We start from the raw sequence: 20,454 nt of genomic DNA on the forward strand, positions 1-20,454 counted from the left end.
AAAATCACCACTTCGAACAGGTCATCGCGGCAGTTCATAATGCAGAGGCTGAATGCGCATGTCGCGTTCAATGCGCTCCAGATAAGGCGAAGGAAGATGATCCCGAACCTCACCTTTGCGCACGATTGTGGAATAGGAAAAGACCGTTCGCCACTCATCAGACCGGTCCGCTTTTTCCTGAAGCGCCCAGTGAGCGCGAGCGCCATCGGGTAGCTGGACTTTTATCGCAAATCCGCCATGGCTGATATTGGCGCCGATATGATCCCCCATCCATTTTCCCGCATCAATCGGCTGTGAATCGCCGAAACCAAACCATGAATCATGCATGTAGAGGCTCTTTTTCGCATAGGGCCAGACATGTTCGCGCAGAAAATGCTGGTCGGAAAAGTGGTTCGGTTCGGGGTTTAATCGCCTGAAGCGCGACACCAGTCCCACCATTGCGGGCAACGCCCCGCCGACCACCCCCCAGAGCCCTGCATGCAGCAATTCCGTATGCGTGTACCAATCCCGGATATGATGAAATCGCTTTCCGCTCTCAACCCATTCGCCGACGATACGGGCTTCGCGTTCGGTGATCAGCGAGTCGGCGTCGCGAAAGATCACGCGGTGCACATCGGGCATGTCATAGGCCGCAAAGCGCCACATCGGCCCGGCCCATCGGGCAAGCGCGGCATCAATGCCGACAACTTCCGCGCCCAGCGCCTTCAGGCGCTCGACATAGTGCTTCGGAACGGAACGATCGACATGGAAACGACAGATCCACCCCGGATAAACCCTGTCCACCGCCTCGGCATTCATCAATGCCACTTCGCAATAACGCGGTGCATCGCCGAAGAGCGAAAAGGCAATGATATTATGGCGTCGGGTTTCGGGCGATGGCGGCGGTGGCAGAGCCGCCTTTTCCGGATCAAAATCAACCGGTATGGAAAAGCGCATATCACGCAGCTCCAGCGCCTTGCGGCCGTAGCATGCAACCTTCTCCCGCTGTCCGAGTTCGCCGTAGGCATGCGCAAGGGTATCGTAACCAATAAAGTCATCCGGTGAGAGAGCGATCGCGCCAAAGCCGCACTCTGCCGCGTTCTGCCACCGGCCCAGCCGCAGATAGAAATAACCAGCACTATGCCAGACTGCAGGATTTTCCGGCGCCAGGTGCCTGGCTTCAAGCGCACAGGTGAGCGCCGCCTCGAAATCGCCCGTGGCCTCAGCCCGTCGAGTTTCACCCCATAGACGTTCGAGCCGATGCTGTACACCATCCTGAGCCCCGCACTCGCGGCTTGCTAAAGCTATGACCATTCCAACTTGCCTCCACCATCCGGCATAAGGAGATGATGGTGGCAAGAAAGCCTGACGGCAATATCACATGCAACAAAAATCTATAAATACATATTATTATTCATAGTGTTACATGTAAAAAATAAAGTCATATATCAGCGTCAGGACACCGCAGATAGAGCCGCAAAGCCGATCCGTTCCAGAACGGCACTCATCAGCTTCGAACGGTTCATGGTGTAGAAATGGAAATCGGTCAGGCCGCGGCGCTTCAGGTCCAGCACCTGTTCGGCGGCGATATCGGCAGCCACTTCGAAACGCCCGGCCGGATCATCATCCAGCCCCTCGAAACGCGCCTCGACAGCGGCCGGGATCGATGCACCGCACAGCGCGGCGAAATTCTTCAGCTGCTTGATGTTCTGGATCGGCATGATCCCCGGCACGACGGGAATGCTGACGCCGGCGGCACGCACCGCATTGAGATAGTTTTCGAAAACATCATTGTCGAAAAAGAACTGCGTCAACGCCCGGTTCGCACCATTGTCCGCCTTCAGCTTCAGCATGGCGATATCGGCCGCCCGATCAGCACTCTCGGGATGTTTTTCCGGATAGGCAGAAACGGAAATATCAAAGTCATCAATTCCGCGCAGACCTTCAACCAGAGCCGCCGCATTGGCGTAACCGCCCGGAAATGGCGTATAGGCCGTACCGATGCCGCCGGGCGGATCATCATCCAGCCCCTCGAAACGCGTCACGCCCATATCCCGAAACTGGCCGATAACCTCATCCACCTCCGCACGCGTGGACTTTACCACGGTAAGATGCGATGCCACCACAAGATCGGTCTCCGCCAGCATGCGCTTGACGGTGGCAAAGGTCGGCGTGCGGCTGGAAGCACCGGCACCATAGGTGACCGAGACGAAATCCGGCTGATAGGCAGCAAGGACCTTGACGGCCTTGAAGAGCTGCTCTTCCGCATCCGGGTTTTTCGGCGGGAAAAACTCGAAGGAGATCCGGGGCAGATCATCCGTTGCTGTCGCGTTCGGGGACATGGGTTCAGGCACTCCTCACTGAATGGGTGTCTTTTTGTTCGGCAACGAGAAGGCGCGGATCACGCGCAAGCCAGACGGAAACCGTAAGGGCTTCCCTGCCCTCATGGCCCGACGGCAGATCGACAACGCGTTCGACCTTGAGGCCAGCGCGGGTCATCCAGTCCTCCATCGTCTGATGCGAGAAGCCAAGCCTCAGATGGGCATGCTCCTCCCTCAGATATTCAAGATCATGCGGGGCAAAATCGACCACCAGAAGACGCCCTTCAGGGCGCAGCACCCGCGCGGCCTCGGCAATCGCCTGATCCGGGTGGTCAAGAAAATGCAGCACCTGGTGAACGATCACCAGATCGAAATCCTCCCGCTCCAGCGGCAGGTTCAGGATATCGCCCAGCCGCACCACGGCCCGGTTGAGACCTTCGGCATCCAGATTGGCACGCGCCACGGCAAGCATGTCACGGCTCGCATCCACCCCGACAGCGCGGCGATAGATATCCTTCAACAGCAAAAGCATCCGCCCGGTACCCGTTCCGAGATCAAGCAGCGCCTGAACCGGTTTCGTACCGACCAGATCGACAAGGCAGCGCTCGACCTCTTCTTCAGCCACATGCAGACGCCGCATCTCATCCCATTCACCGGCATGACGGGCGAAATAGGCCTGAGCCCGCTTGGAACGCTGCTGACGCACCGAAGCGAGACGCGCAGCATCGCGCAAAAGGGTCGGATCATCGCCGGCAGCACTGGCCAGAAGCTGGCGCGCCAGATTGACGGCGCCGCCATCTTCGCGCAGCCGGAAATAGGCCCAGGCACCTTCCTGATAGCGATCCACCAGCCCCGCCTCGCCTAAAAGCTTCAGATGGCGCGAAATACGCGGCTGGGACTGGCCAAGAATATCCGTCAGATCGGAAACGGTCAGATCGGCGCTGGCCAGCAATGACAGCAGACGCAGCCGGCTCGGTTCTCCCGCTGCCTTCAGCACCTCTACCAGTTCATCCAGTCCGAAGCTTGCCATTCTTCTTCCATTCCGCGACACCGCCCGGCAAAGGCGAATCCATCGCGACCGGCAGCACCACTCCATCAAGACATAAACATGTCTTTATGTGATCGCGCAAAATATTGCAAGCTATCTTCTCAACATATAGAAAAGGCCGCCCGAAGGCGACCTCTCCCAAAGTTCCAGACGACAAATTGCCTCAGCGGGTCAGCCGCTTGTAAGTGACGCGCTTCGGATTGACGCTTTCAGGACCGAGACGGCGGATCTTGTCAGCCTCGTAATCCTCGAAATTGCCCTCGAACCACTCGACATGGCTATCGCCTTCAAACGCGAGAATATGGGTCGCCAGACGGTCAAGGAACATACGGTCATGGCTGATGATAACGGCGCAGCCAGCATAGCTTTCCAGCGCCTCTTCGAGTGCCGACAGCGTTTCGGTATCGAGGTCGTTGGTCGGCTCGTCGAGCAGCAGAACATTGCCGCCGGACTTCAGCATCTTGGCGAGGTGAACGCGGTTGCGCTGACCGCCGGAAAGCGTGCCGACCTTCTGCTGCTGATCGCCACCCTTGAAGTTGAAGGCGCCGCAATAGGCGCGGCTGTTCACTTCATGGGGGCCGAGCTTGATGATGTCGTTGCCGCCGGAGATCTCTTCCCAAACCGTCTTGTTACCGTCCAGTGCATCGCGGCTCTGGTCGACATAGGAAAGCTCGACCGTATCACCAACGCGGATTTCGCCTGAATCTGGCGTTTCCTGGCCGGTGATCATGCGGAACAATGTCGACTTACCCGCACCGTTGGGTCCGATGACGCCGACAATACCGCCCGGCGGCAGCTTGAATTCGAGACCATCGATCAGCAGGCGGTCACCATAGCCCTTGGAAAGACCTTCCGCCTCGATAACCACCTGGCCGAGACGCTCGCCAGCCGGAATGACGATCTGTGCGTCACCGGGACGCCGGTCGGCAGCAGCCGCCACCAGCTCATCATAGGCACGGATACGCGCCTTGGACTTTGCCTGACGGGCTTTCGGGCTTGAGGAAATCCACTGCTGTTCGCGCGACAGCGACTTCTGGCGGGCAGCCTCTTCACGGCCCTCTTGCGCCATGCGCTTGGCCTTGGCTTCCAGATAGGCGGTGTAATTGCCCTCATAGGGAATGCCGCGACCGCGATCGAGTTCGAGAATCCAGCCCGTGACATTGTCGAGGAAGTAGCGGTCATGGGTGATCATCAGCACGGCGCCGGGATATTCGCGCAGGTGCTTTTCAAGCCATGCAATGGTTTCGGCATCAAGATGGTTGGTCGGCTCATCAAGCAGCAGCAGGTCAGGCTGCGACAAAAGCAGCTTGCACAATGCCACGCGGCGACGCTCACCACCGGAAAGCTTATCAACCGCGCTATCGCCGGGCGGGCAGCGCAGCGCGTCCATGGCCATTTCGACCTGACTTTCGAGATCCCAGAGGTTCTGGCTGTCGATGATATCCTGCAACTGGGCCGCCTCGTCGGCGGTCTCGTCGGAATAATTCATCATCAGCTCATTGTAGCGATCAAGAACAGCCTGTTTCTTGGCAACGCCTTCCATGGCGTTTTCCATAACCGTCTTTTCCGGATCAAGCTGCGGCTCCTGCGGCAGATAGCCAAGGGTCGCCCCTTCGGCCAGCCAGGCCTCGCCGGTAAATTCCTTGTCCAGACCGGCCATGATCTTCAGGACGGTCGACTTACCGGCGCCGTTGGGACCGAGAATACCGATCTTGGCGTCGGGATAAAATGACAGATGAATATTCTCAAGCACCTTCTTGGCGCCATAGGCCTTGTTGAGGCCGGCCATGTGATAGATGAACTGACGTGCCATGGGCTAAATGTTTCCTGCTCCGCTCGCGTGGGGGGATCTTGAGGCGCTATTTAGGCTAAAGCAAAGCAACCTACAATGCGACAGGGCGGTTTTTCCCCGCCCCGCAGCCACAACCTTCGGTCAATCTCCCCGGCACCATGCCGCTTTGGACAAGCCCCAAGCGCCGAAAAGGGCCGAACTCTCCAGCCCGACCCTTCCAGTCCTCACTGATTGCCAACAGCATCGACGATACCGCCATCACAGCCGATATCGGTGCTGCCGGCGCCGTCGATCAGCGTTTCCATCGCGATGCCCGGTGCATATTGATCCGAAAGGCCGATGGTGATCTCGTCAATCAGCTGGCGATTGCCATCGCTGACACAGCTGATCTTGATACGTTTGCTGGCCCCCTTGCCGAAGGCATCATCAAAGGCCTTGCCGATCTCCACAGCCGTCAATTCCTTGCCGATATTGTTCGCAAACACCTTTTGCACGGCCGAACCATTGACCTGCTGCAGCAGATCCACCGCTGTCTGGTAATAATTCTGCGGCGTAAAACGGGTGCAGGTGCCATGCTTGATCCATTCATGACGATCAAGACCGGACTGCGTGCCCGGCATAACCTCAGCCAGCGAGTTTTTCAGATCGTCGCTCAGATCAAGCGCCGGCAGTGCTGTCCAGTTGCCACTCTTGTCCTGGGCCTGAAGATCAGCGGAAACACCGCAATATTCATCCTTTACCGGCCAGAGCCCGTGCAGGGCGAAATGGCTCGCATCGAAGCGGTCCTTCGTCTGCGAGCTACATTCGGCCTTGCTGCCATTGCCCTCACAAAAGGCAGGCTGCCAGCTGATCGCCAAAATCGCCGATGTCGACTTTGCCATCGCTGGCACGCCACCGGCAATGCTCATCAAAATCGCCAGGCTCCCAATCCAGTATCTCATTCCCCAAGCTCCGCTTCGTCGTTGGTGTTATTTCCAGACTGCCGCACCTGTCAGACACAAAAATGGCGGGCTGGCAGAAAAATGCCCGGATCGACAGTGCCGTCGTCCGGGCATCATCATGTCTTATGCTTCATGCATCAGCCGATGCATCCGCCCGGCCAGATCAGTCGAGCGCGGCAATGACGGTGAACTCAACGAGGATATGCGGTGCAGCAAGGCTGGCTTCGCTGGTCGCACGCGCCGGGGTATTGGCCGGATCAACCCAGGCCTTCCAGACGTCGTTCATCTCGGCGAAATTGCGAATGTCCTTAAGGTAGATGAGCGTCTGCAGGATCTTGGACTTGTCAGTTCCTGCTTCCGCCAGAAGCGCATCGACCTTGGCGAGGCAGTCCTTGGCCTGCTCGGTGACAGTCGCACCTTCGCCGGTCTGGCCGGAAAGATAGACGGTGTTGCCATGAATAACAGCGCCGCTCATGATAGGGCCGACATTAATACGTTTTACAGTCATTTAGCTCATCTTTCTTATGTTATGTATCAGCAAGACGCCCACCATGAACAAAATCATCAAGATGGATCGTCAATGATTTGATTTATATGAATTAACCGCGCATATGCTCGGCCGCTTCATAAATCCGCGTGGAGCGCGCGCCCGAACGGCAGTAGCCGAGCATCGGCCGCGGCAATTCATCCAGCGCATCGACCATGCCAATCACGGCCTGCTCCGTCAGCCCCATGCCACCGACCGGCACATGGGCGATCTCGATCCCCGCAGCTTCGGCAGCAGCCGCAACATCAGCAAAGGCGGGCTGGCCCGGCTCTTCGGCGTCAGGCCTGTTGCAAACAATCGAGCGAAAGCCGAGCGACTTCAGCATTTCGATATCAGCGACCGTGATCTGGCCGCTTACGGAATAGTCGTCATCAATCTTGCGGATATCCATGGCACTTTCCAGAAATTGCGCTTCGCCATCCATGCTGTGAAATGCTCACCGATGCAAGGGCGGATCCGGTCGCGATCCACCCTTCTTTCCGGCTCAAGCACCATCAGGCGAAGCGGAAACGCAGCGAAAATTCCTTTTCTGCCCCCGGCGCCAGAGCCTCAAGCTCACCCGAACCGGCCAGTTCGCGCCGCGGAGCCCAGCGATGAGAAGCCGGCTCAATCCCGAGGATATGGGCAGGCCGCTCCTGATTGCGCCAGATCTGCAAAAAGGGAAGCGACGCGGTATCCACCTCCAGAATGAAGGACCGGCCGCCCAGCGCCGCGATCGGCCCCAGGACGGTCTTCGACCAGCCATCCGGTCCGGCCACGGCCGGCACGCAGAAAATGCCATGTTCACCTTCACCAAAATGCCAGGGCAGCACGCCGTCAGGGCTTTTTCCGCCTTCAGCAAGAGCGACATCGGCAAGAGCGACACCATCGTCAAAATGCCTTGCGCCGAAATTGATATGATACATCATCATCACCGGAAACGGTCTGTCCCCGACATTGATCACGCGATCCCTCAGCGTCACCAGACCGGTCACGCCGTCCATGGCCCAGCTGCGCTCGATCAGCGCTTCGCTGCCATCGGCATTTCTGACAGGAATGGAAGCCAGACATTCGGCCCCCGCATCTGTCTTTTCCAGTGACTTGATGCTCGCCGCGTTTGACGAGGCGGAACCATGGAGCGGATAAAACGTTTCTTCCGAAACGCCGATCGGCTCCGGATGGCGGATATGATCCGGGCCGCAGGTGAAAAGAAAACCTTCCAGCGAATGGTCGATTCGCGGATCTCCGTCATCGGGTACTGCTCTTTTCGGGGCAATATCAACGCCGGCGACCACAAGGGCGCCGATATCGAGCACAGAAGTTGGGTCAAGGGCCAAATTCGGCCCGATTCCCGCTGCAAATTCTATCATGATTGTTACCAGGGTGTTTCGCTTTTTGGATTTCGTTATAACGGGTCGCCGCCCGCCTTTATTGTCTAGATTAGTCCAAAGCAGCCCGTTATCTCAACGCAAAGTTAGTCGGTTCATGCGCTTCAGATCTTTTATCCCCGGCCTGGTTTTCACGGCTCTGATGGCAATGCCGGTTCTGGCGAATGCTCATCAGCCCCTATACCGCGACGGGCAGCAGATTTTTCTCGTCGCACCGAATGGCGCCCTCCTGGATTATATCCCGGAAGAGGGTACGGTGATCATGGGCGAGGACACTTTCGGCCACAGGATCCTGCTCGATTACAACGGCAACCTGGTCGCAACCGAACTGACGGCGCGGCAATATGACAGCTACGCCGTGCGCAATGGCGGCCGTACGCCAGACGGAAACGGGCGCAGCTATGGCGCAGCTTTCAATCGCGGCTACGGCAATTTCGACGATTATGGCGGCCAGGTTGACAGCCGCGACCTGGCGCCGCCGCCGGCCGCCGATCCCGGCTCCTATCAGCGGCAGGGACCGGACACGACCATCGCCCCCAAGGTGACGGCCTCTTCCAAACCCGACATGAAAGTGGTCGCCCTGCAGGTCCTGCTTGACCGTGAAGGCTTTTCACCGGGCGTCATCGACGGCCGCATGGGTGACAATGTCCGCAAGGCGCTTGCAGCCTATGAAGAGGCCAGCGGCCAGAGGCTGGACCCCAATGACAGCGAGGCGATCATGTCCGATCTGTCGCTCGGCGGCGGCCTGCCTTTCCAGAGCTATACCATTACCGCCAAGGATGCCGCCGGCCCCTATGTCGCAGCCATTCCCACCGACTACAGTGAAAAAGCGCTATTGCCGGCCATGTCCTACACCTCGGTCGCCGAAATGCTGGCCGAAAAATTTCACATGGATCAGAATTTCCTGCGCAGCCTGAACCCGGATGCAGACTTCACCCGTCCCGGCACCGTCATCAAGGTCATCAATCCAGGGACGCCAAAGACAGGCAAGGTTGCATCCATCATCGCCGACAAGGGCCGCAAGCAGGTGCGCGCCTATGATGCGGACGGCGCGTTGATTGCCGCCTACCCCGCTACGATCGGCTCATCGGACACGCCCTCGCCCTCCGGCACGGTCACGGTCGAGCGCATCGCCATTGATCCGAGCTATACCTATAATCCGTCGAAAAACTTCAAACAGGGCAATAATAACAAGGTGCTGACCATCAATCCCGGCCCGAACGGCCCCGTCGGTAATGTCTGGATCGCGCTTTCGAAACCGACCTATGGCATTCACGGCACGCCAGAGCCGGAAAAGATCGGCAAGACATCTTCGCATGGCTGTGTTCGCCTGACCAACTGGGATGCAACCGAGCTTGCCCACATGGTTTCGCCCGGCGTGACGGTGACCTTTACCGATTAAAGCATGATGTTTTCGCAAAACTGTCAAAAAAGTCTTCGCTAAGCCGTCAAAATCTGATGATTGCTCAAATCAATGGCTTCTTTTACATCAATTCCATGTACACTTATCGTGATTAACTGACCTGAACAGCAACCAGGCCACGGGCCGGAGGGGAAGCAGTCGCAGCGATTTCCTCTCTGACTAATGATCACGGAGACATATGAGCGACATTACTTCATTTGATATTATCGGAATGTTTTCAGAGATTGCCGTTTCGATTTCCCGCAACAGCCTCTGGCTGAGCCGGCTCGATACCATCAATGGCGATGGCGACCACGGTGAGGTCATGATGGCGGGTTTCACCGCCATGGAAAACCAGCTGGCAGCGCTGAATCCGTCCAAGGTCACGCCGGCCGGCGTCTTCGACATGGCCGCCGAGACCTTTCTGACGGTCGATTCCCGCTCGGCCCGGCTCTACGCCTCGGCCTTTCGCCGGGCCGGCAGCGCCCTGCCGGGCAAGGCCGTCATCAGTTCTGGCCAGTTCGATCTCGCCTTTGCCGCGATGGCCAAAGGCATCATCACCCATGGTCAGGCCCATGCGCCGGACAAGAATATGGTCGATGCCTGGCAACCCGCCATTGATGCCTATCAGGCGACAAAGGCAGGCGGCGGTACGCTTTTCGACTGCCTTGCAGCCGCTGCCGACGCAGCGCTGGAAGGAGCCGAACCCGCCACGGGTGAGCCAACGGCAGCACTTCCCTTCGGCAATCCGAACAAGGTTATGAATGCTGGCGCGGCGTCCGCCGTGCTGATCATCTCGGCCATGCGGGATTCGCTGCAGGAATAGTGGACCGGCACTGGTCACCGGCGGGCTGCCGCTCTACATGCTGCACAACGTAATACACTGCCGGAGCATGACATGCCGCCAAGGCCCGCCCTTATCTGGTTCCGCAAGGATCTGCGCCTTGCCGACAATCACGCCCTTCTGGCCGCAGCCGAGGGCGACAGACCGGTCGTGGCGGTCTATATCCGCGAAACTAACGGCAATGGCGCGCTTGGGGCAGCGCAGGCCTGGTGGCTGGAAAAATCACTTGAAGCCCTTGGCCGGGCGCTCACAGATCTTGGCACGCCGCTTGTCCTGAGAAGCGGTGATGCCCTAGATGTGCTGCGCGATCTCGTTATCGCGACCGGCGCCGATGCCATCTACTGGAACCGCCGCTACGATCCTTCTGGCATGACAACCGATGCTGCCATCAAGCAGGCGCTGCGCGAAGATGGCCTGACTGTCACAAGCTTTGGCGGACAGATCCTGCATGAGCCAGGCAGGGTGAAAACCGGCACCGGCGGACCCTACAAGGTCTATACCCCGTTCTGGAAGGCACTACAGACAGGCCTCCATGTTCCGCCGCCTGCTGACCCGCCGAAACGCCTCAAAGCACCGGAAAAACAACCCGACAGCGAACAGCTTTCGAGCTGGCAGTTCTATACGGCACGGCCGGACTGGGCGAAATGCTTCGGCGACATCTGGATGCCCGGCGAGAACGGCGCCCGCAAACGTCTCGCCGCTTTCCTGTCAAAACGGCTTGATGGCTATGGCGCGGCCCGCGACATTCCCGCCCGCGCGGCCACATCCATGCTGTCGCCGCATCTGGCGCTTGGCGAGATCAGCCCAGCGACGATCTGGCACGCCATCGACGATGCCCATGATGGACCGGCAGAAGACAGAAAGAAATTCCTGCAGGAACTGGTCTGGCGCGATTTCTGCTACCACCTTCTGTTTCATGCGCCAGACCTTGCAGACAGAAACTGGAACAAGAAATTTGACAGCTTTGACTGGGATAGCAACAACGCGGGCTTTGAGGCCTGGACCAAAGGCCTGACCGGCTATCCGATTGTCGATGCCGGCATGCGGCAGCTCTGGCGCGAAGGCTATATGCATAACCGCGTGCGCATGATCGCCGCCTCCTTCCTGATCAAGGATCTGATGATCGACTGGCGGCGCGGTGAAGCCTGGTTCCGCGATACGCTGGTGGATGCCGATCCCGCCGCCAACCCGGCCAGCTGGCAATGGGTTGCTGGTTCCGGCGCGGATGCAGCCCCGTTTTTCCGCATTTTCAACCCCGTACTGCAGGGTCAAAAATTCGATCCTGAAGGTGATTATGTGCGCCGCTATGTTCCCGAGCTTGCCGCACTGCCAGAAAAACATATCCACGCCCCGTTCGCGGCGCCGGAGACCATCCTCAACCAGTCAGGCGTTATCCTCGGCAAAACCTATCCGGCACCGGTCGTCAGCCACAAGCAGGCCCGCGACCGAGCGCTTGCTGCGTATAAGAGCCTGAGTGCGTGAAACGAGATCCTCAATATCAGGCCTTTCACGCAAAATCATTTCTTGTTTTTCGAATGCCCGCACCGGAAAAGTCAGCGTTTAAATCAACAAGGATTTCATCACATGCCCGCCTCCCCTTCGGTCCTCGATCTGATCGGCAACACCCCGCTTGTCCGTCTTCGCGCGGCATCCGAGGCGACCGGCTGCGAAATTCTCGGCAAGGCCGAATTCCTCAATCCCGGCCAGTCGGTCAAGGATCGCGCCGCCCTTTACATCATCCGCGATGCCGAGCGGCGCGGCCTGCTGCGCCCCGGCGGCACGATTGTCGAAGGCACTGCCGGCAATACCGGCATCGGTCTGACGCTGGTGGCCAAGGCGCTCGGCTATCGCACCGTGATCGTCATTCCTGAAACGCAGGCTGAAGAAAAGAAGGATGCCCTAAGACTTCTCGGCGCCGAGCTGATCGAGGTTCCGGCCAAGCCCTATCGCGACCCGAATAATTACGTAAAGCTGTCCGGACGGCTGGCCGAAGAATTGGCCCGCACGGATGAGAACGGCGCCATCTGGGCCAATCAGTTTGATAATGTCGCCAACCGTCAGGCCCATATCGAAACCACCGCGCAGGAAATCTGGCGCGATCTCGACGGTAAGGTCGACGGCTTTGTTTCAGCGGTCGGATCCGGCGGCACCTTTGCCGGCACCGGCATCGGGCTGAAGGAGAAGAACCCTGGCATCAAGGTCGCTCTTGCCGATCCCGACGGGGCAGCTCTTTTCTCCTATTATACCACCGGTGAACTGAAAAGTGCGGGCAATTCCATCACCGAAGGCATCGGACAAGGCCGGATCACCGCCAATCTGGAAGGGTTTGAGCCAGATTTCGCCTATAATATTCCCGATCGTGAAGCCCTGCCGATTATCTTCCAACTTGTCAGGAATGAGGGCTTGTGCCTTGGCGGATCATCGGGCATCAATATAGCAGGTGCTATCCGTCTTGCCCGCACCCTCGGCCCCGGCCATACCATCGTCACGGTGCTTTGTGACTATGGAAACCGGTATCAGTCGAAGCTGTTCAACCCTTCCTTCCTTGCGGAAAAAGGGCTGCCGCAGCCCGAATGGATGAAGAACAAGACGGAGATTGCCGTTCCGTTCGCATAAGAAGTGTCAGAAATCCATGCCCGTCACAGCCCTCTACCGAGACGACTTCTATTCAGCCAGTTGCCGGTCGGTTGTGACAGCAGTGCATGAGGATGGCAGCTTCGAGACGGATCAAACCGTTTTTTACGCCACCTCCGGCGGACAGCCGGGGGATAGCGGCGTGGCAAGACGCGCGGATGGCAGCGCCATCCGGCTGGATGTGACACGCCACGGCGATACAAAGGACATCATTCTGCACATTCCCGCCGAAGGTGAGGCAAGCCCTGCCCCCGGCGAGGAAATCGTGCTTGAAATCGACTGGGCGCGCCGCCACAGGCTGATGCGCATGCATACGGCCTGCCACCTCCTGTCCGTCGTCTGCCCCTTCCCGATCACCGGCGCATCCGTCGGCGAGAATGAGGCACGTGTTGATTTCGACATGAGCGAGACCGTCGACAAGACTGAGGTCAGCGCCCGGCTGATGCAGCTTGTCGAAGAAGACCATCCGATCTATGTGCAGTGGATCACGGATGAAGACCTTGCAGCCAATCCCGACATCGTCAAATCCAAGAATGTCCGTCCACCGATGGGCATGGGGCGCGTTTCACTGGTCGTCATCGGCGAAAACGCCGCCGTGGACAGCCAGCCCTGCGGCGGTACGCATGTCCGCTCGACCGGCGAAGTCGGAAATATCGAAGTCGGCAAGATCGAGAAGAAGGGGCGTGAGAACCGGCGGTTCCGCCTCCGCTTCACCGACATGGCCTGACAATCCAGCATACAGGGAGATCCTCATGGGCACGGGCAAGAGCCGGTTCATCGTAACGCCGCAATGGGTTGAGGAGCGCATCGCGTCTCCGGGCTTTTCCATCATTGATGCCTCCTGGTACCTGCCAGCCCACGGACGCGATGGTGCAGCCGAATATGCCGCGGCCCATGTGCCGAGCGCGGCTTTCTTTGACCATGACAGGGTTTGTGACCAGTCGACCGGCCTGCCGCATTCGCTGCCGTCACCGGAAAAATTCGCTACGGAAATGGAACGGCTCGGCGTATCCAACCGCGATCTCATCGTCGTTTATGACGGCCCAGGCTTTTTCTCCGCGCCGCGCTTGTGGTGGATGCTCCGCGTCATGGGTGCCGATGCAGTATTCCTGATGGATGGCGGCTTCGACGGCTGGAAAGCCGCCGGAAGGCCAGTCGAAACCAAGACGCGCGAAGCCAGAGCCACGCGCTTCAAGACGGATTTCCGCTCCGAACGTGTTACCTCGCTTGCCGAGATGCGCGAACTTGTGGCTTCGGGGACGACCCAGATTGCCGATGCACGCGGCGCCGGACGTTTTGAAGCAACAGAGCCCGAGCCTCGTCCCGGTATGCGTGGCGGCCATATGCCGGGTGCGAAAAACCTGCCGGCCACGGCATTTTCCGAAAATGGCCATTTCCGCGATCTCGGCACTCTCGCCACCATGTTCGAGGAGGCCGGCATCGATCTGTCAAAACCGGTTGTGACCAGTTGCGGATCAGGTGTAACCGCTGCCATTATCACGCTTGCACTCGAATCGCTCGGCCATGACGACAACAGCCTTTATGACGGGTCATGGTCGGAATGGGGTAGCCTCGCCGATACGCCGATTGTCACCGGGAAGGCCTGACAGACATGACAAAAACAGCGAGCCCAATCACGGTTCACATCACCGCACTGGAGATGACCGCACCGCCGCGCACCCATATGCCGGCCCCGGCCAACCTCCATATCGCGCTGATGCGAGTGCCGGAAATTCCCTTGCCCTATTATCGCTTCCTCTACCGCCAGGTCGGCTCGCGCTGGCAGTGGGTGGATCGCATGCGGCTGAGTGACGAAAAGCTGTCGGAGACCATTCACAACGACATGACAACGGTGACGGTGCTCTATATCGAAGGAGCACCGGCCGGCTTTTATGAATATCAGCGCCGCACTGACGGTGTCACCGAACTGGTTCATTTCGGTCTGTTCGAACGGGCGCTCGGCCTTGGTGTCGGCAAGTGGTTCCTGCTGCAGGGGCTTTATGCCATCTGGGGTGACAAGCCGGAAAAAGTGGTGACGACGACGAATAATCTCGACCACCCCCGCGCGCTCCAGCTCTATCAGCGCTTCGGCTTCTCGCCCGTTTCAACCTATGAAGGCGAGATCGAACCATTGACCGACACGGAATTGCTGGCGCTTGCCCGCGGGCTCTGACGTCACCTACAACCGCACCGGAAAGCCGCCCATGAACGATGAAGGCAACGCCGGTGCACCGGTCCCGCGCCACAGGAATTGCGGCGTGATCTATGTCGCGACGGGCAATGATTATCGCGACCTCGCCCGCCAGTCGGCAATCACGCTGAAGGCGCATAATCCCGGCCTTCCGGTGGATCTTTTCACCGATGATCTCGCGCGGGCGGACCGCCAGATCTTCGATGCCGTCCATAAGGTTCCGAAAAATCATGATCGTGCGAAACTTGAATGTCTTCCCCTAAGCCGTTTTGATAGAACGCTTTACCTTGATTGTGACACACTTATTCTGCGTTCCTTCGGCGATCTCTTCGCGCTCGCCGACCGGTTTGATCTTTCACTCGCCCATGATGTCAGACGCAGGTCTGAGCTGGTGCGCCAGGGACTTGAAGAGGTAACGCCCTACGCCTTTCCGCAACTCAATTCCGGCGTCATGGTCTATCGCAAGTCGGCAGTCATGCTGGCTTTCTTTGCTGAATGGGCACGGCGCTATCATGCGCACCCCGAGATCGGCCGCGATCAGGTTTTCCTCAAGGACATGTTGTGGTCGTCGGGTCTCAGCTTCTATGTCCTGCCGCCGGAATTCAACCTCAGACGCGTGACCATGCTGGATGCCTGGGAGCCGCTCGACGCGGCCCCGACAATCATCCATTCGCATCGCCTGCTGGACCATATCCGCAAGCCGGGTGCGACACGGATCAACGATATTGGTGACATCCTCAAAGCCGAGCGCCTCGCCCTGCTTGACGAGTGGCAGGATGCGCATGCCACGAAAAAACGCCCGCGTCCCGGGGATATCGGAACGTGGGCGCTCAGCGGAAACGATCAGGACTGAAGTCACTCCAGGCTGTCGGCAACCTTCAGCAGTTCACGGACAATCTCGCTGGCATTGGCCGGATCCTGCTCCAGCCGGCGGGCAATGACCTCGCGCAGGTTGAGCAATGCCGCATCGACGCTGCGCGGCAGACCGTCACGGCCAGCAGGCCGACCGCGTCCGCGCTGTTCGTCCCGGTCCGTTGCGCGCGCCGCGATCATTTCAAGCGCCCTGATCGCCATTTTCGCGATCATCTCGTTTTCGTCGAGATGGGCGCGGCCCTCCTCGGTAATCCGATAGCGTTTCTTGTTGCCCTCGGCCTCGGCCAGCACGAATCCGCCTTCTTCGAGGAAGGACAGTGTCGGATAGATCACGCCCGGGCTCGGCGCATAGGCGCCACCGCTCATATCCTCAATCGCCTTGATGATCTCATAGCCGTGACGCGGCTCATCAGCAATCAGCTTCAGCACCAGAATGCGGATATTGCCCTGGCGCAGGAAGCGGCCGCCGCGGCCGAAGCCTTCTCCATCATCACCAAAACCGCCTGGGCCGCCACGGCGACCATGTCCCCGGCCGGGGCCGCGTCCCTCAAAACCGGCAGCGAACATCGCTCGCATCCGCTCGCCACGGCCGTGCATTTTCTTGCCGAAGCGGGCCATTTTCTCTTCATCATACATGCCACGCATAACAAAATTCCTTTTCGTTATGTTTTCGATATATCTAAAAATAAACTTATATCGCAAAATTACAATAGTTTGATATATCGAAATATATCTTTTTTGAAATCGACAGGAAACGGGTGGCGCCAGGGCGGACGGCAGGGCAAATCTGGTGCAGATCCGACAAATAACGAGGAACCCCATATGACGATCCGGTTTGAAGCCCTTGCGACAGAGACCTGCGACACGATCTGGCAGGGTGGTCACGATGCCTATGATATGGCGCCGGAGCGGCGCATATCCGATGGCAATGGCGTCCCCTGCCGCCATTGCCTGCAGCTTGTGGCAAGCGGCGCACCCTATCTTGTTCTGGCGCATCGCCCCTTCCCGGCCCTGCAGCCCTATGCCGAGACAGGACCGATCTTTCTGCATGCCGAGGCCTGCCGCCGCTATGAACCCGATGACAGCCTGCCACCGATCCTCGCGGACAGTCCTGACTATATTCTGCGCGGCTATGGCGATGATGACAGAATTGTCTACGGAACCGGCAGGGTTACCCCGACCCCGCAGATTGCAGCACGAGCGGCCGATTTGCTGTCGCGCGATGATATTGCCTATGTGCATATTCGCTCGGCCCGCAACAACTGCTATCAGTGCCGGGTTGTCCGTGATTGAGGCCGATTTCGGCGGCATCGATGCCCCAACGGGTTGCCCTTGCGACAAAATCGTATATTATTGCGTATAAATTGATTTTTTCGAAGGAATGCCTAGTTTTGGAGCTGGATGAAATAGATCATGCGATCCTGAAAGCGCTTCAGCGCAATGGTCGCATTACCAATGCGGAACTTGCCGAAACGGTCGGACTGTCGCCCTCCGCCTGCTCCCGTCGTCTCGACATATTGGAGAAAAATAGTGTGATCGAGAGCTATACGGCCAAGATATCGGCCGATGCGCTTGGTTACAAGATGGTGGCAATCGTCCATATTTCGCTATCCGGGCAGTTTGCCCGCACGCTGGCCGAATTCGAGGATGCCGTAATCAGCTGCCCCAACGTGCTGGCCTGCTACATGGTCTCGGGACAATATGACTATATCCTGCGTGTCGCCGCCAAAGATCTGAAGGATTATGAGCGCATCCACCGCGACTGGCTCTCAGCCCTTCCCCATGTGGCGCAGATCAACTCCTCGTTTGCACTGCGCCCCGTCATCGAACGGGTAAACGTCGGCATCGACTGAACCACACTCAGGCCGGGTGCTTGCGCCCCGGCCTTTTCCTATTCGTCTTTTCAACCACGAATTCAGGCCGCCTGCGGCATTTCGTGTAAAATTTTGTCCAGACGGAAAATAATCTTCACATTGTCATCTGTCATGCTACGGTTCGCCGCGACGCTTAAGCCGATACTTGCATGCAGCCAGCGTTGAAACACTGTCACTGGCCTGTCACGTGCCGGTGCCAGAGAGTGAAGCACGTTCTCATATCAAGATTGCCATACATCCATTTCGACTGTGGGAGACCTCGATGTCCTTGATTGACCTGCAATCCATTTCCCGCCGCAGCCTTCTCAAAGGCCTTGCCGCCAGTGCCACCCTGATCACGCTGCACCCGTTTTCGGCGCGCGCAGCGGATAATCAGGCCCATCTTCGCCTGATGGAAACCACCGATATCCACGTCAACGTCTTCCCTTACGACTATTATTCCGACAAGCCCAATGACACGATGGGCCTTGCGCGCACTGCATCGATCATTGATGCGATCCGCGCCGAATCGACCAATTCGCTACTGATCGACAATGGCGACTTTCTGCAGGGCAACCCGATGGGCGACTATATCGCCTATGAGCGCGGCATGAATGACGGCGATGTCCACCCGGTCATCAAGGCGATGAATGTGCTCGGCTATGAGGTCGGCACGCTCGGCAATCACGAGTTCAATTACGGCCTCGATTTCATGTTCAAGGTCTGTAACGGCGCCAATTTCCCCTATGTCTGCGCCAACCTGACCAAGGGTGAGCTTGCTGCTAATCCGACCGATGACCAGTTGTTCTTCAAGCCCTACATGATCAAGGAAAAGATGATCACCGATGGCGCTGGCAATAGCAGCCCGGTCAAGATCGGCTTTATCGGCTTTGTTCCGCCGCAGATCATGACCTGGGACGAAAAGAACCTGTCCGGCAAGGCGCAAACGCGCGATATCGTCGAGGCGGCAAAGGCCTGGGTGCCGGTGATGCAGGAAGACGGCGCCGACATTATCATCGCACTGTCCCATTCCGGCATTGACGGCTCCGGCCCCTCCGACATGATGGAAAATGCCTCGCTCTATCTCGCTGGCGTCGAAGGCATTGACGCGATCTTCACCGGCCACCAGCATCTGGTGTTCCCTGGCCCGACCGATTTCCAGAACATCGCCGGCGCCGATACCACCAAGGGCACGCTGATGGGCAAGCCCGCTGTCATGGCCGGCTTCTGGGGCTCGCATATGGGGCTGATCGACCTGCTTCTGGAGAAGGACGGCAATAGCTGGAAGATCGTCGACTTCACCAGCGAAGCCCGCCCGATCTATCACCGCGACGCCGACCGCAAGGTGGTCGCCGATGTTGCCTCGGACCAGCGCGTCGTCGATGCCGCTGAAACCGATCATGAGGCAACGCTAACCTATGTCCGCACCCCCGTCGGCAAGACCTCGGCGCCGCTGCAGTCCTATTTCGCACTTGTGGCCGATGACCCGTCGGTGCAGATCGTCTCGCAGGCGCAGACCTGGTACACCAAGGACATGCTGAAGGACGGCGCTTACAAGGATCTGCCGATCCTGTCGGCGGCAGCGCCGTTCAAATGCGGCGGCCGTGGCGGCCCGGACTATTACACCGAAGTTCCCGCCGGTGATGTCGCGATCAAGAATGTCGCCGACCTCTATCTCTATCCCAACACCACCCGCGCGGTCGTCATCAACGGCGCGCAGGTGCGCGAATGGCTGGAAATGTCGGCCGGCATGTTCAATCAGGTGGCCGAAGGGTCGAAGGACGCGCCGCTTCTCAACCCTGACTTCCCGTCTTACAATTTCGATGTCATCGACGGCGTCACCTATCAGATCGACCTGTCGCAGCCGGCCCGCTACGCCAAGAATGGCGATCTCGCCAATCCCGATGCCCACCGCATCGTCAACCTTGCCTTTGACGGCAAGCCGATCGACGAGACGCAGAAATTCGTTGTCGCGACCAATAATTACCGCGCTGGCGGCGGCGGTAATTTCCCCGACATCAACTCCGATGTTGTGGTCTTTGTCGGCCCCGACACCAACCGTGATGTGATCGTCCGCTACATCGTCGACAAGGGCACGATCAATCCGTCGGCCGATTTCAACTGGACCTTCAAGCCGATGCCCGGCACCACGGCCACTTTCGAGACCGGCCCGCGCGCGACGAACTATATCGCCGACGTCAAGGGCGCCAAGATTGAAGCTGCCGGCGACGGTCAGAACGGCTTCGCGCTCTATCGCATCGTCCTCTAGGACAAGCGAATTATACCGCATACAGGGCCACCTTCCGGGGTGGCCCGCAGATTGCTGACAAACCCTATCCCCTCTCTAGCGTCATGCCTGTGCTCGTCACAGGCATCCAGCCGACGCGCGTCCGCGCGGCGAAAGGACTGGTCTATTCAATGCCTTATGAATCTGGATCCCCGTGACAAGCACGGGGATGACGACGGAGAGAGGGGTTACCCCACCTCAAACATGCAATATGAATGGCTTTGTCAACGGTCTGAGGGCCACCTTCCGGGGTGGCCCTTTCCATTTCGCCAAGCCCCTTGAACAATGCCCTCGATCAGGCAGATGGCGACTGCACCGGGCTGAAGCCTCACGATACAAATATCAATGTTGCCGACATGCCTTGGCGTCGGGCGA

The 20,454-nt window shown here is 58.5% G+C and carries 20 protein-coding genes; 11 read left to right on the forward strand and 9 right to left on the reverse strand.

All coding sequences use genetic code 11. The features are described 5' to 3' along the window. Positions 1 to 21 precede the first annotated feature (21 nt). From FJU08_RS13130 to FJU08_RS13165, 8 genes are all read right to left on the reverse strand, one after another. A complete protein-coding gene (locus FJU08_RS13130) occupies positions 22 to 1,293 on the reverse strand; it encodes a tetratricopeptide repeat protein (RefSeq protein ID WP_141149468.1) in 1,272 nt (423 codons plus the stop codon). Between the two features lie 140 nt (positions 1,294 to 1,433). Next, positions 1,434 to 2,321: a methylenetetrahydrofolate reductase gene (locus FJU08_RS13135; RefSeq protein ID WP_141149469.1), complete on the reverse strand. Its 888-nt coding sequence runs from the start codon at positions 2,319 to 2,321 to the stop codon at positions 1,434 to 1,436. Positions 2,322 to 2,325: 4 nt separating this feature from the next. After that, positions 2,326 to 3,330 (reverse strand): ArsR/SmtB family transcription factor, encoded by a 1,005-nt coding sequence (locus FJU08_RS13140; RefSeq protein WP_141149470.1) that lies wholly within the window; start codon positions 3,328 to 3,330, stop codon positions 2,326 to 2,328. A gap of 181 nt (positions 3,331 to 3,511) precedes the next feature. After that, positions 3,512 to 5,161, reverse strand: a complete 1,650-nt coding sequence (gene ettA, locus FJU08_RS13145; protein ID WP_141149471.1) for an energy-dependent translational throttle protein EttA — start codon at positions 5,159 to 5,161, stop codon at positions 3,512 to 3,514. A gap of 203 nt (positions 5,162 to 5,364) precedes the next feature. Then, a complete protein-coding gene (locus FJU08_RS13150; protein ID WP_141149472.1) occupies positions 5,365 to 6,081 on the reverse strand; it encodes a ribonuclease T2 family protein in 717 nt (238 codons plus the stop codon). 163 nt (positions 6,082 to 6,244) lie between these two features. Further along, positions 6,245 to 6,589, reverse strand: coding sequence for a RidA family protein (locus tag FJU08_RS13155; protein ID WP_141149473.1), 345 nt, complete (start codon positions 6,587 to 6,589; stop codon positions 6,245 to 6,247). Positions 6,590 to 6,680: 91 nt separating this feature from the next. Then, complete coding sequence (locus FJU08_RS13160; RefSeq protein ID WP_141149474.1) at positions 6,681 to 7,019, reverse strand: protein tyrosine phosphatase family protein; 339 nt, start codon at positions 7,017 to 7,019, stop codon at positions 6,681 to 6,683. A 103-nt stretch (positions 7,020 to 7,122) separates the two neighbouring features. Continuing rightward, positions 7,123 to 7,977: a DUF4432 family protein gene (locus FJU08_RS13165; protein ID WP_141149475.1), complete on the reverse strand. Its 855-nt coding sequence runs from the start codon at positions 7,975 to 7,977 to the stop codon at positions 7,123 to 7,125. A 115-nt stretch (positions 7,978 to 8,092) separates the two neighbouring features. On the opposite strand from FJU08_RS13165, the gene FJU08_RS13170 reads away from it, so the two are divergent. The 8 genes from FJU08_RS13170 to FJU08_RS13205 all read left to right on the forward strand — a co-directional run bounded on the left by FJU08_RS13170 (position 8,093) and on the right by FJU08_RS13205 (position 15,919). After that, entirely contained in the window at positions 8,093 to 9,397 is a 1,305-nt protein-coding gene (locus FJU08_RS13170; protein ID WP_141149476.1) for a L,D-transpeptidase family protein, read from the forward strand. A 199-nt stretch (positions 9,398 to 9,596) separates the two neighbouring features. After that, positions 9,597 to 10,223: a DAK2 domain-containing protein gene (locus FJU08_RS13175; RefSeq protein ID WP_141149477.1), complete on the forward strand. Its 627-nt coding sequence runs from the start codon at positions 9,597 to 9,599 to the stop codon at positions 10,221 to 10,223. 72 nt (positions 10,224 to 10,295) lie between these two features. Next, positions 10,296 to 11,723 carry a cryptochrome/photolyase family protein gene (locus FJU08_RS13180; protein WP_141149478.1) on the forward strand — a complete coding sequence of 476 codons (1,428 nt, stop codon included), beginning with the start codon at positions 10,296 to 10,298 and terminating at the stop codon, positions 11,721 to 11,723. Between the two features lie 102 nt (positions 11,724 to 11,825). After that, entirely contained in the window at positions 11,826 to 12,857 is a 1,032-nt protein-coding gene (locus FJU08_RS13185; RefSeq protein WP_141149479.1) for a cysteine synthase A, read from the forward strand. Positions 12,858 to 12,873: 16 nt separating this feature from the next. Next, positions 12,874 to 13,602: an alanyl-tRNA editing protein gene (locus FJU08_RS13190; protein ID WP_141149480.1), complete on the forward strand. Its 729-nt coding sequence runs from the start codon at positions 12,874 to 12,876 to the stop codon at positions 13,600 to 13,602. Between the two features lie 25 nt (positions 13,603 to 13,627). Continuing rightward, positions 13,628 to 14,482 carry a 3-mercaptopyruvate sulfurtransferase gene (sseA, locus tag FJU08_RS13195; RefSeq protein ID WP_141149481.1) on the forward strand — a complete coding sequence of 285 codons (855 nt, stop codon included), beginning with the start codon at positions 13,628 to 13,630 and terminating at the stop codon, positions 14,480 to 14,482. Positions 14,483 to 14,487: 5 nt separating this feature from the next. After that, positions 14,488 to 15,048, forward strand: coding sequence for a GNAT family N-acetyltransferase (locus FJU08_RS13200; protein ID WP_141149482.1), 561 nt, complete (start codon positions 14,488 to 14,490; stop codon positions 15,046 to 15,048). Positions 15,049 to 15,079: 31 nt separating this feature from the next. Continuing rightward, positions 15,080 to 15,919 (forward strand): putative nucleotide-diphospho-sugar transferase, encoded by an 840-nt coding sequence (locus FJU08_RS13205; RefSeq protein WP_141149483.1) that lies wholly within the window; start codon positions 15,080 to 15,082, stop codon positions 15,917 to 15,919. A gap of 2 nt (positions 15,920 to 15,921) precedes the next feature. Here the strand turns inward: FJU08_RS13205 and FJU08_RS13210 are convergent, their stop codons facing one another. Then, complete coding sequence (locus tag FJU08_RS13210; RefSeq protein ID WP_235890686.1) at positions 15,922 to 16,584, reverse strand: PadR family transcriptional regulator; 663 nt, start codon at positions 16,582 to 16,584, stop codon at positions 15,922 to 15,924. Positions 16,585 to 16,761: 177 nt separating this feature from the next. On the opposite strand from FJU08_RS13210, the gene FJU08_RS13215 reads away from it, so the two are divergent. The 3 genes from FJU08_RS13215 (at position 16,762) to FJU08_RS13225 (ending at position 20,061) form a co-directional block, all read left to right on the forward strand. Next, positions 16,762 to 17,232 carry a DUF1203 domain-containing protein gene (locus FJU08_RS13215; protein WP_141149484.1) on the forward strand — a complete coding sequence of 157 codons (471 nt, stop codon included), beginning with the start codon at positions 16,762 to 16,764 and terminating at the stop codon, positions 17,230 to 17,232. A 98-nt stretch (positions 17,233 to 17,330) separates the two neighbouring features. Then, the gene (locus tag FJU08_RS13220) at positions 17,331 to 17,792 is read left to right on the forward strand and encodes an Lrp/AsnC family transcriptional regulator (protein WP_235890687.1); all 462 of its coding nucleotides are present in this window, start codon (positions 17,331 to 17,333) and stop codon (positions 17,790 to 17,792) included. A gap of 283 nt (positions 17,793 to 18,075) precedes the next feature. Next, positions 18,076 to 20,061 (forward strand): bifunctional 2',3'-cyclic-nucleotide 2'-phosphodiesterase/3'-nucleotidase, encoded by a 1,986-nt coding sequence (locus FJU08_RS13225; RefSeq protein ID WP_141149485.1) that lies wholly within the window; start codon positions 18,076 to 18,078, stop codon positions 20,059 to 20,061. Positions 20,062 to 20,454 lie beyond the last annotated feature (393 nt).

Source organism: Martelella alba (genome assembly GCF_006516955.1).
Taxonomy (GTDB): Bacteria; Pseudomonadota; Alphaproteobacteria; order Rhizobiales; family Rhizobiaceae; genus Martelella; species Martelella alba.

Coding starts and splice junctions, on each gene's coding strand:
- FJU08_RS13130 (WP_141149468.1), bottom strand. CDS start 1,293: ATGGTCATAGCTTTAGCAAGCCGCGAGTGCGGGGCTCAGGATGGTGTA.
- FJU08_RS13135 (WP_141149469.1), bottom strand. CDS start 2,321: ATGTCCCCGAACGCGACAGCAACGGATGATCTGCCCCGGATCTCCTTC.
- FJU08_RS13140 (WP_141149470.1), bottom strand. CDS start 3,330: ATGGCAAGCTTCGGACTGGATGAACTGGTAGAGGTGCTGAAGGCAGCG.
- ettA (WP_141149471.1), bottom strand. CDS start 5,161: ATGGCACGTCAGTTCATCTATCACATGGCCGGCCTCAACAAGGCCTAT.
- FJU08_RS13150 (WP_141149472.1), bottom strand. CDS start 6,081: ATGAGATACTGGATTGGGAGCCTGGCGATTTTGATGAGCATTGCCGGT.
- FJU08_RS13155 (WP_141149473.1), bottom strand. CDS start 6,589: ATGACTGTAAAACGTATTAATGTCGGCCCTATCATGAGCGGCGCTGTT.
- FJU08_RS13160 (WP_141149474.1), bottom strand. CDS start 7,019: ATGGATATCCGCAAGATTGATGACGACTATTCCGTAAGCGGCCAGATC.
- FJU08_RS13165 (WP_141149475.1), bottom strand. CDS start 7,977: ATGATAGAATTTGCAGCGGGAATCGGGCCGAATTTGGCCCTTGACCCA.
- FJU08_RS13170 (WP_141149476.1), top strand. CDS start 8,093: ATGCGCTTCAGATCTTTTATCCCCGGCCTGGTTTTCACGGCTCTGATG.
- FJU08_RS13175 (WP_141149477.1), top strand. CDS start 9,597: ATGAGCGACATTACTTCATTTGATATTATCGGAATGTTTTCAGAGATT.
- FJU08_RS13180 (WP_141149478.1), top strand. CDS start 10,296: ATGCCGCCAAGGCCCGCCCTTATCTGGTTCCGCAAGGATCTGCGCCTT.
- FJU08_RS13185 (WP_141149479.1), top strand. CDS start 11,826: ATGCCCGCCTCCCCTTCGGTCCTCGATCTGATCGGCAACACCCCGCTT.
- FJU08_RS13190 (WP_141149480.1), top strand. CDS start 12,874: ATGCCCGTCACAGCCCTCTACCGAGACGACTTCTATTCAGCCAGTTGC.
- sseA (WP_141149481.1), top strand. CDS start 13,628: ATGGGCACGGGCAAGAGCCGGTTCATCGTAACGCCGCAATGGGTTGAG.
- FJU08_RS13200 (WP_141149482.1), top strand. CDS start 14,488: ATGACAAAAACAGCGAGCCCAATCACGGTTCACATCACCGCACTGGAG.
- FJU08_RS13205 (WP_141149483.1), top strand. CDS start 15,080: ATGAACGATGAAGGCAACGCCGGTGCACCGGTCCCGCGCCACAGGAAT.
- FJU08_RS13210 (WP_235890686.1), bottom strand. CDS start 16,584: ATGCGTGGCATGTATGATGAAGAGAAAATGGCCCGCTTCGGCAAGAAA.
- FJU08_RS13215 (WP_141149484.1), top strand. CDS start 16,762: ATGACGATCCGGTTTGAAGCCCTTGCGACAGAGACCTGCGACACGATC.
- FJU08_RS13225 (WP_141149485.1), top strand. CDS start 18,076: ATGTCCTTGATTGACCTGCAATCCATTTCCCGCCGCAGCCTTCTCAAA.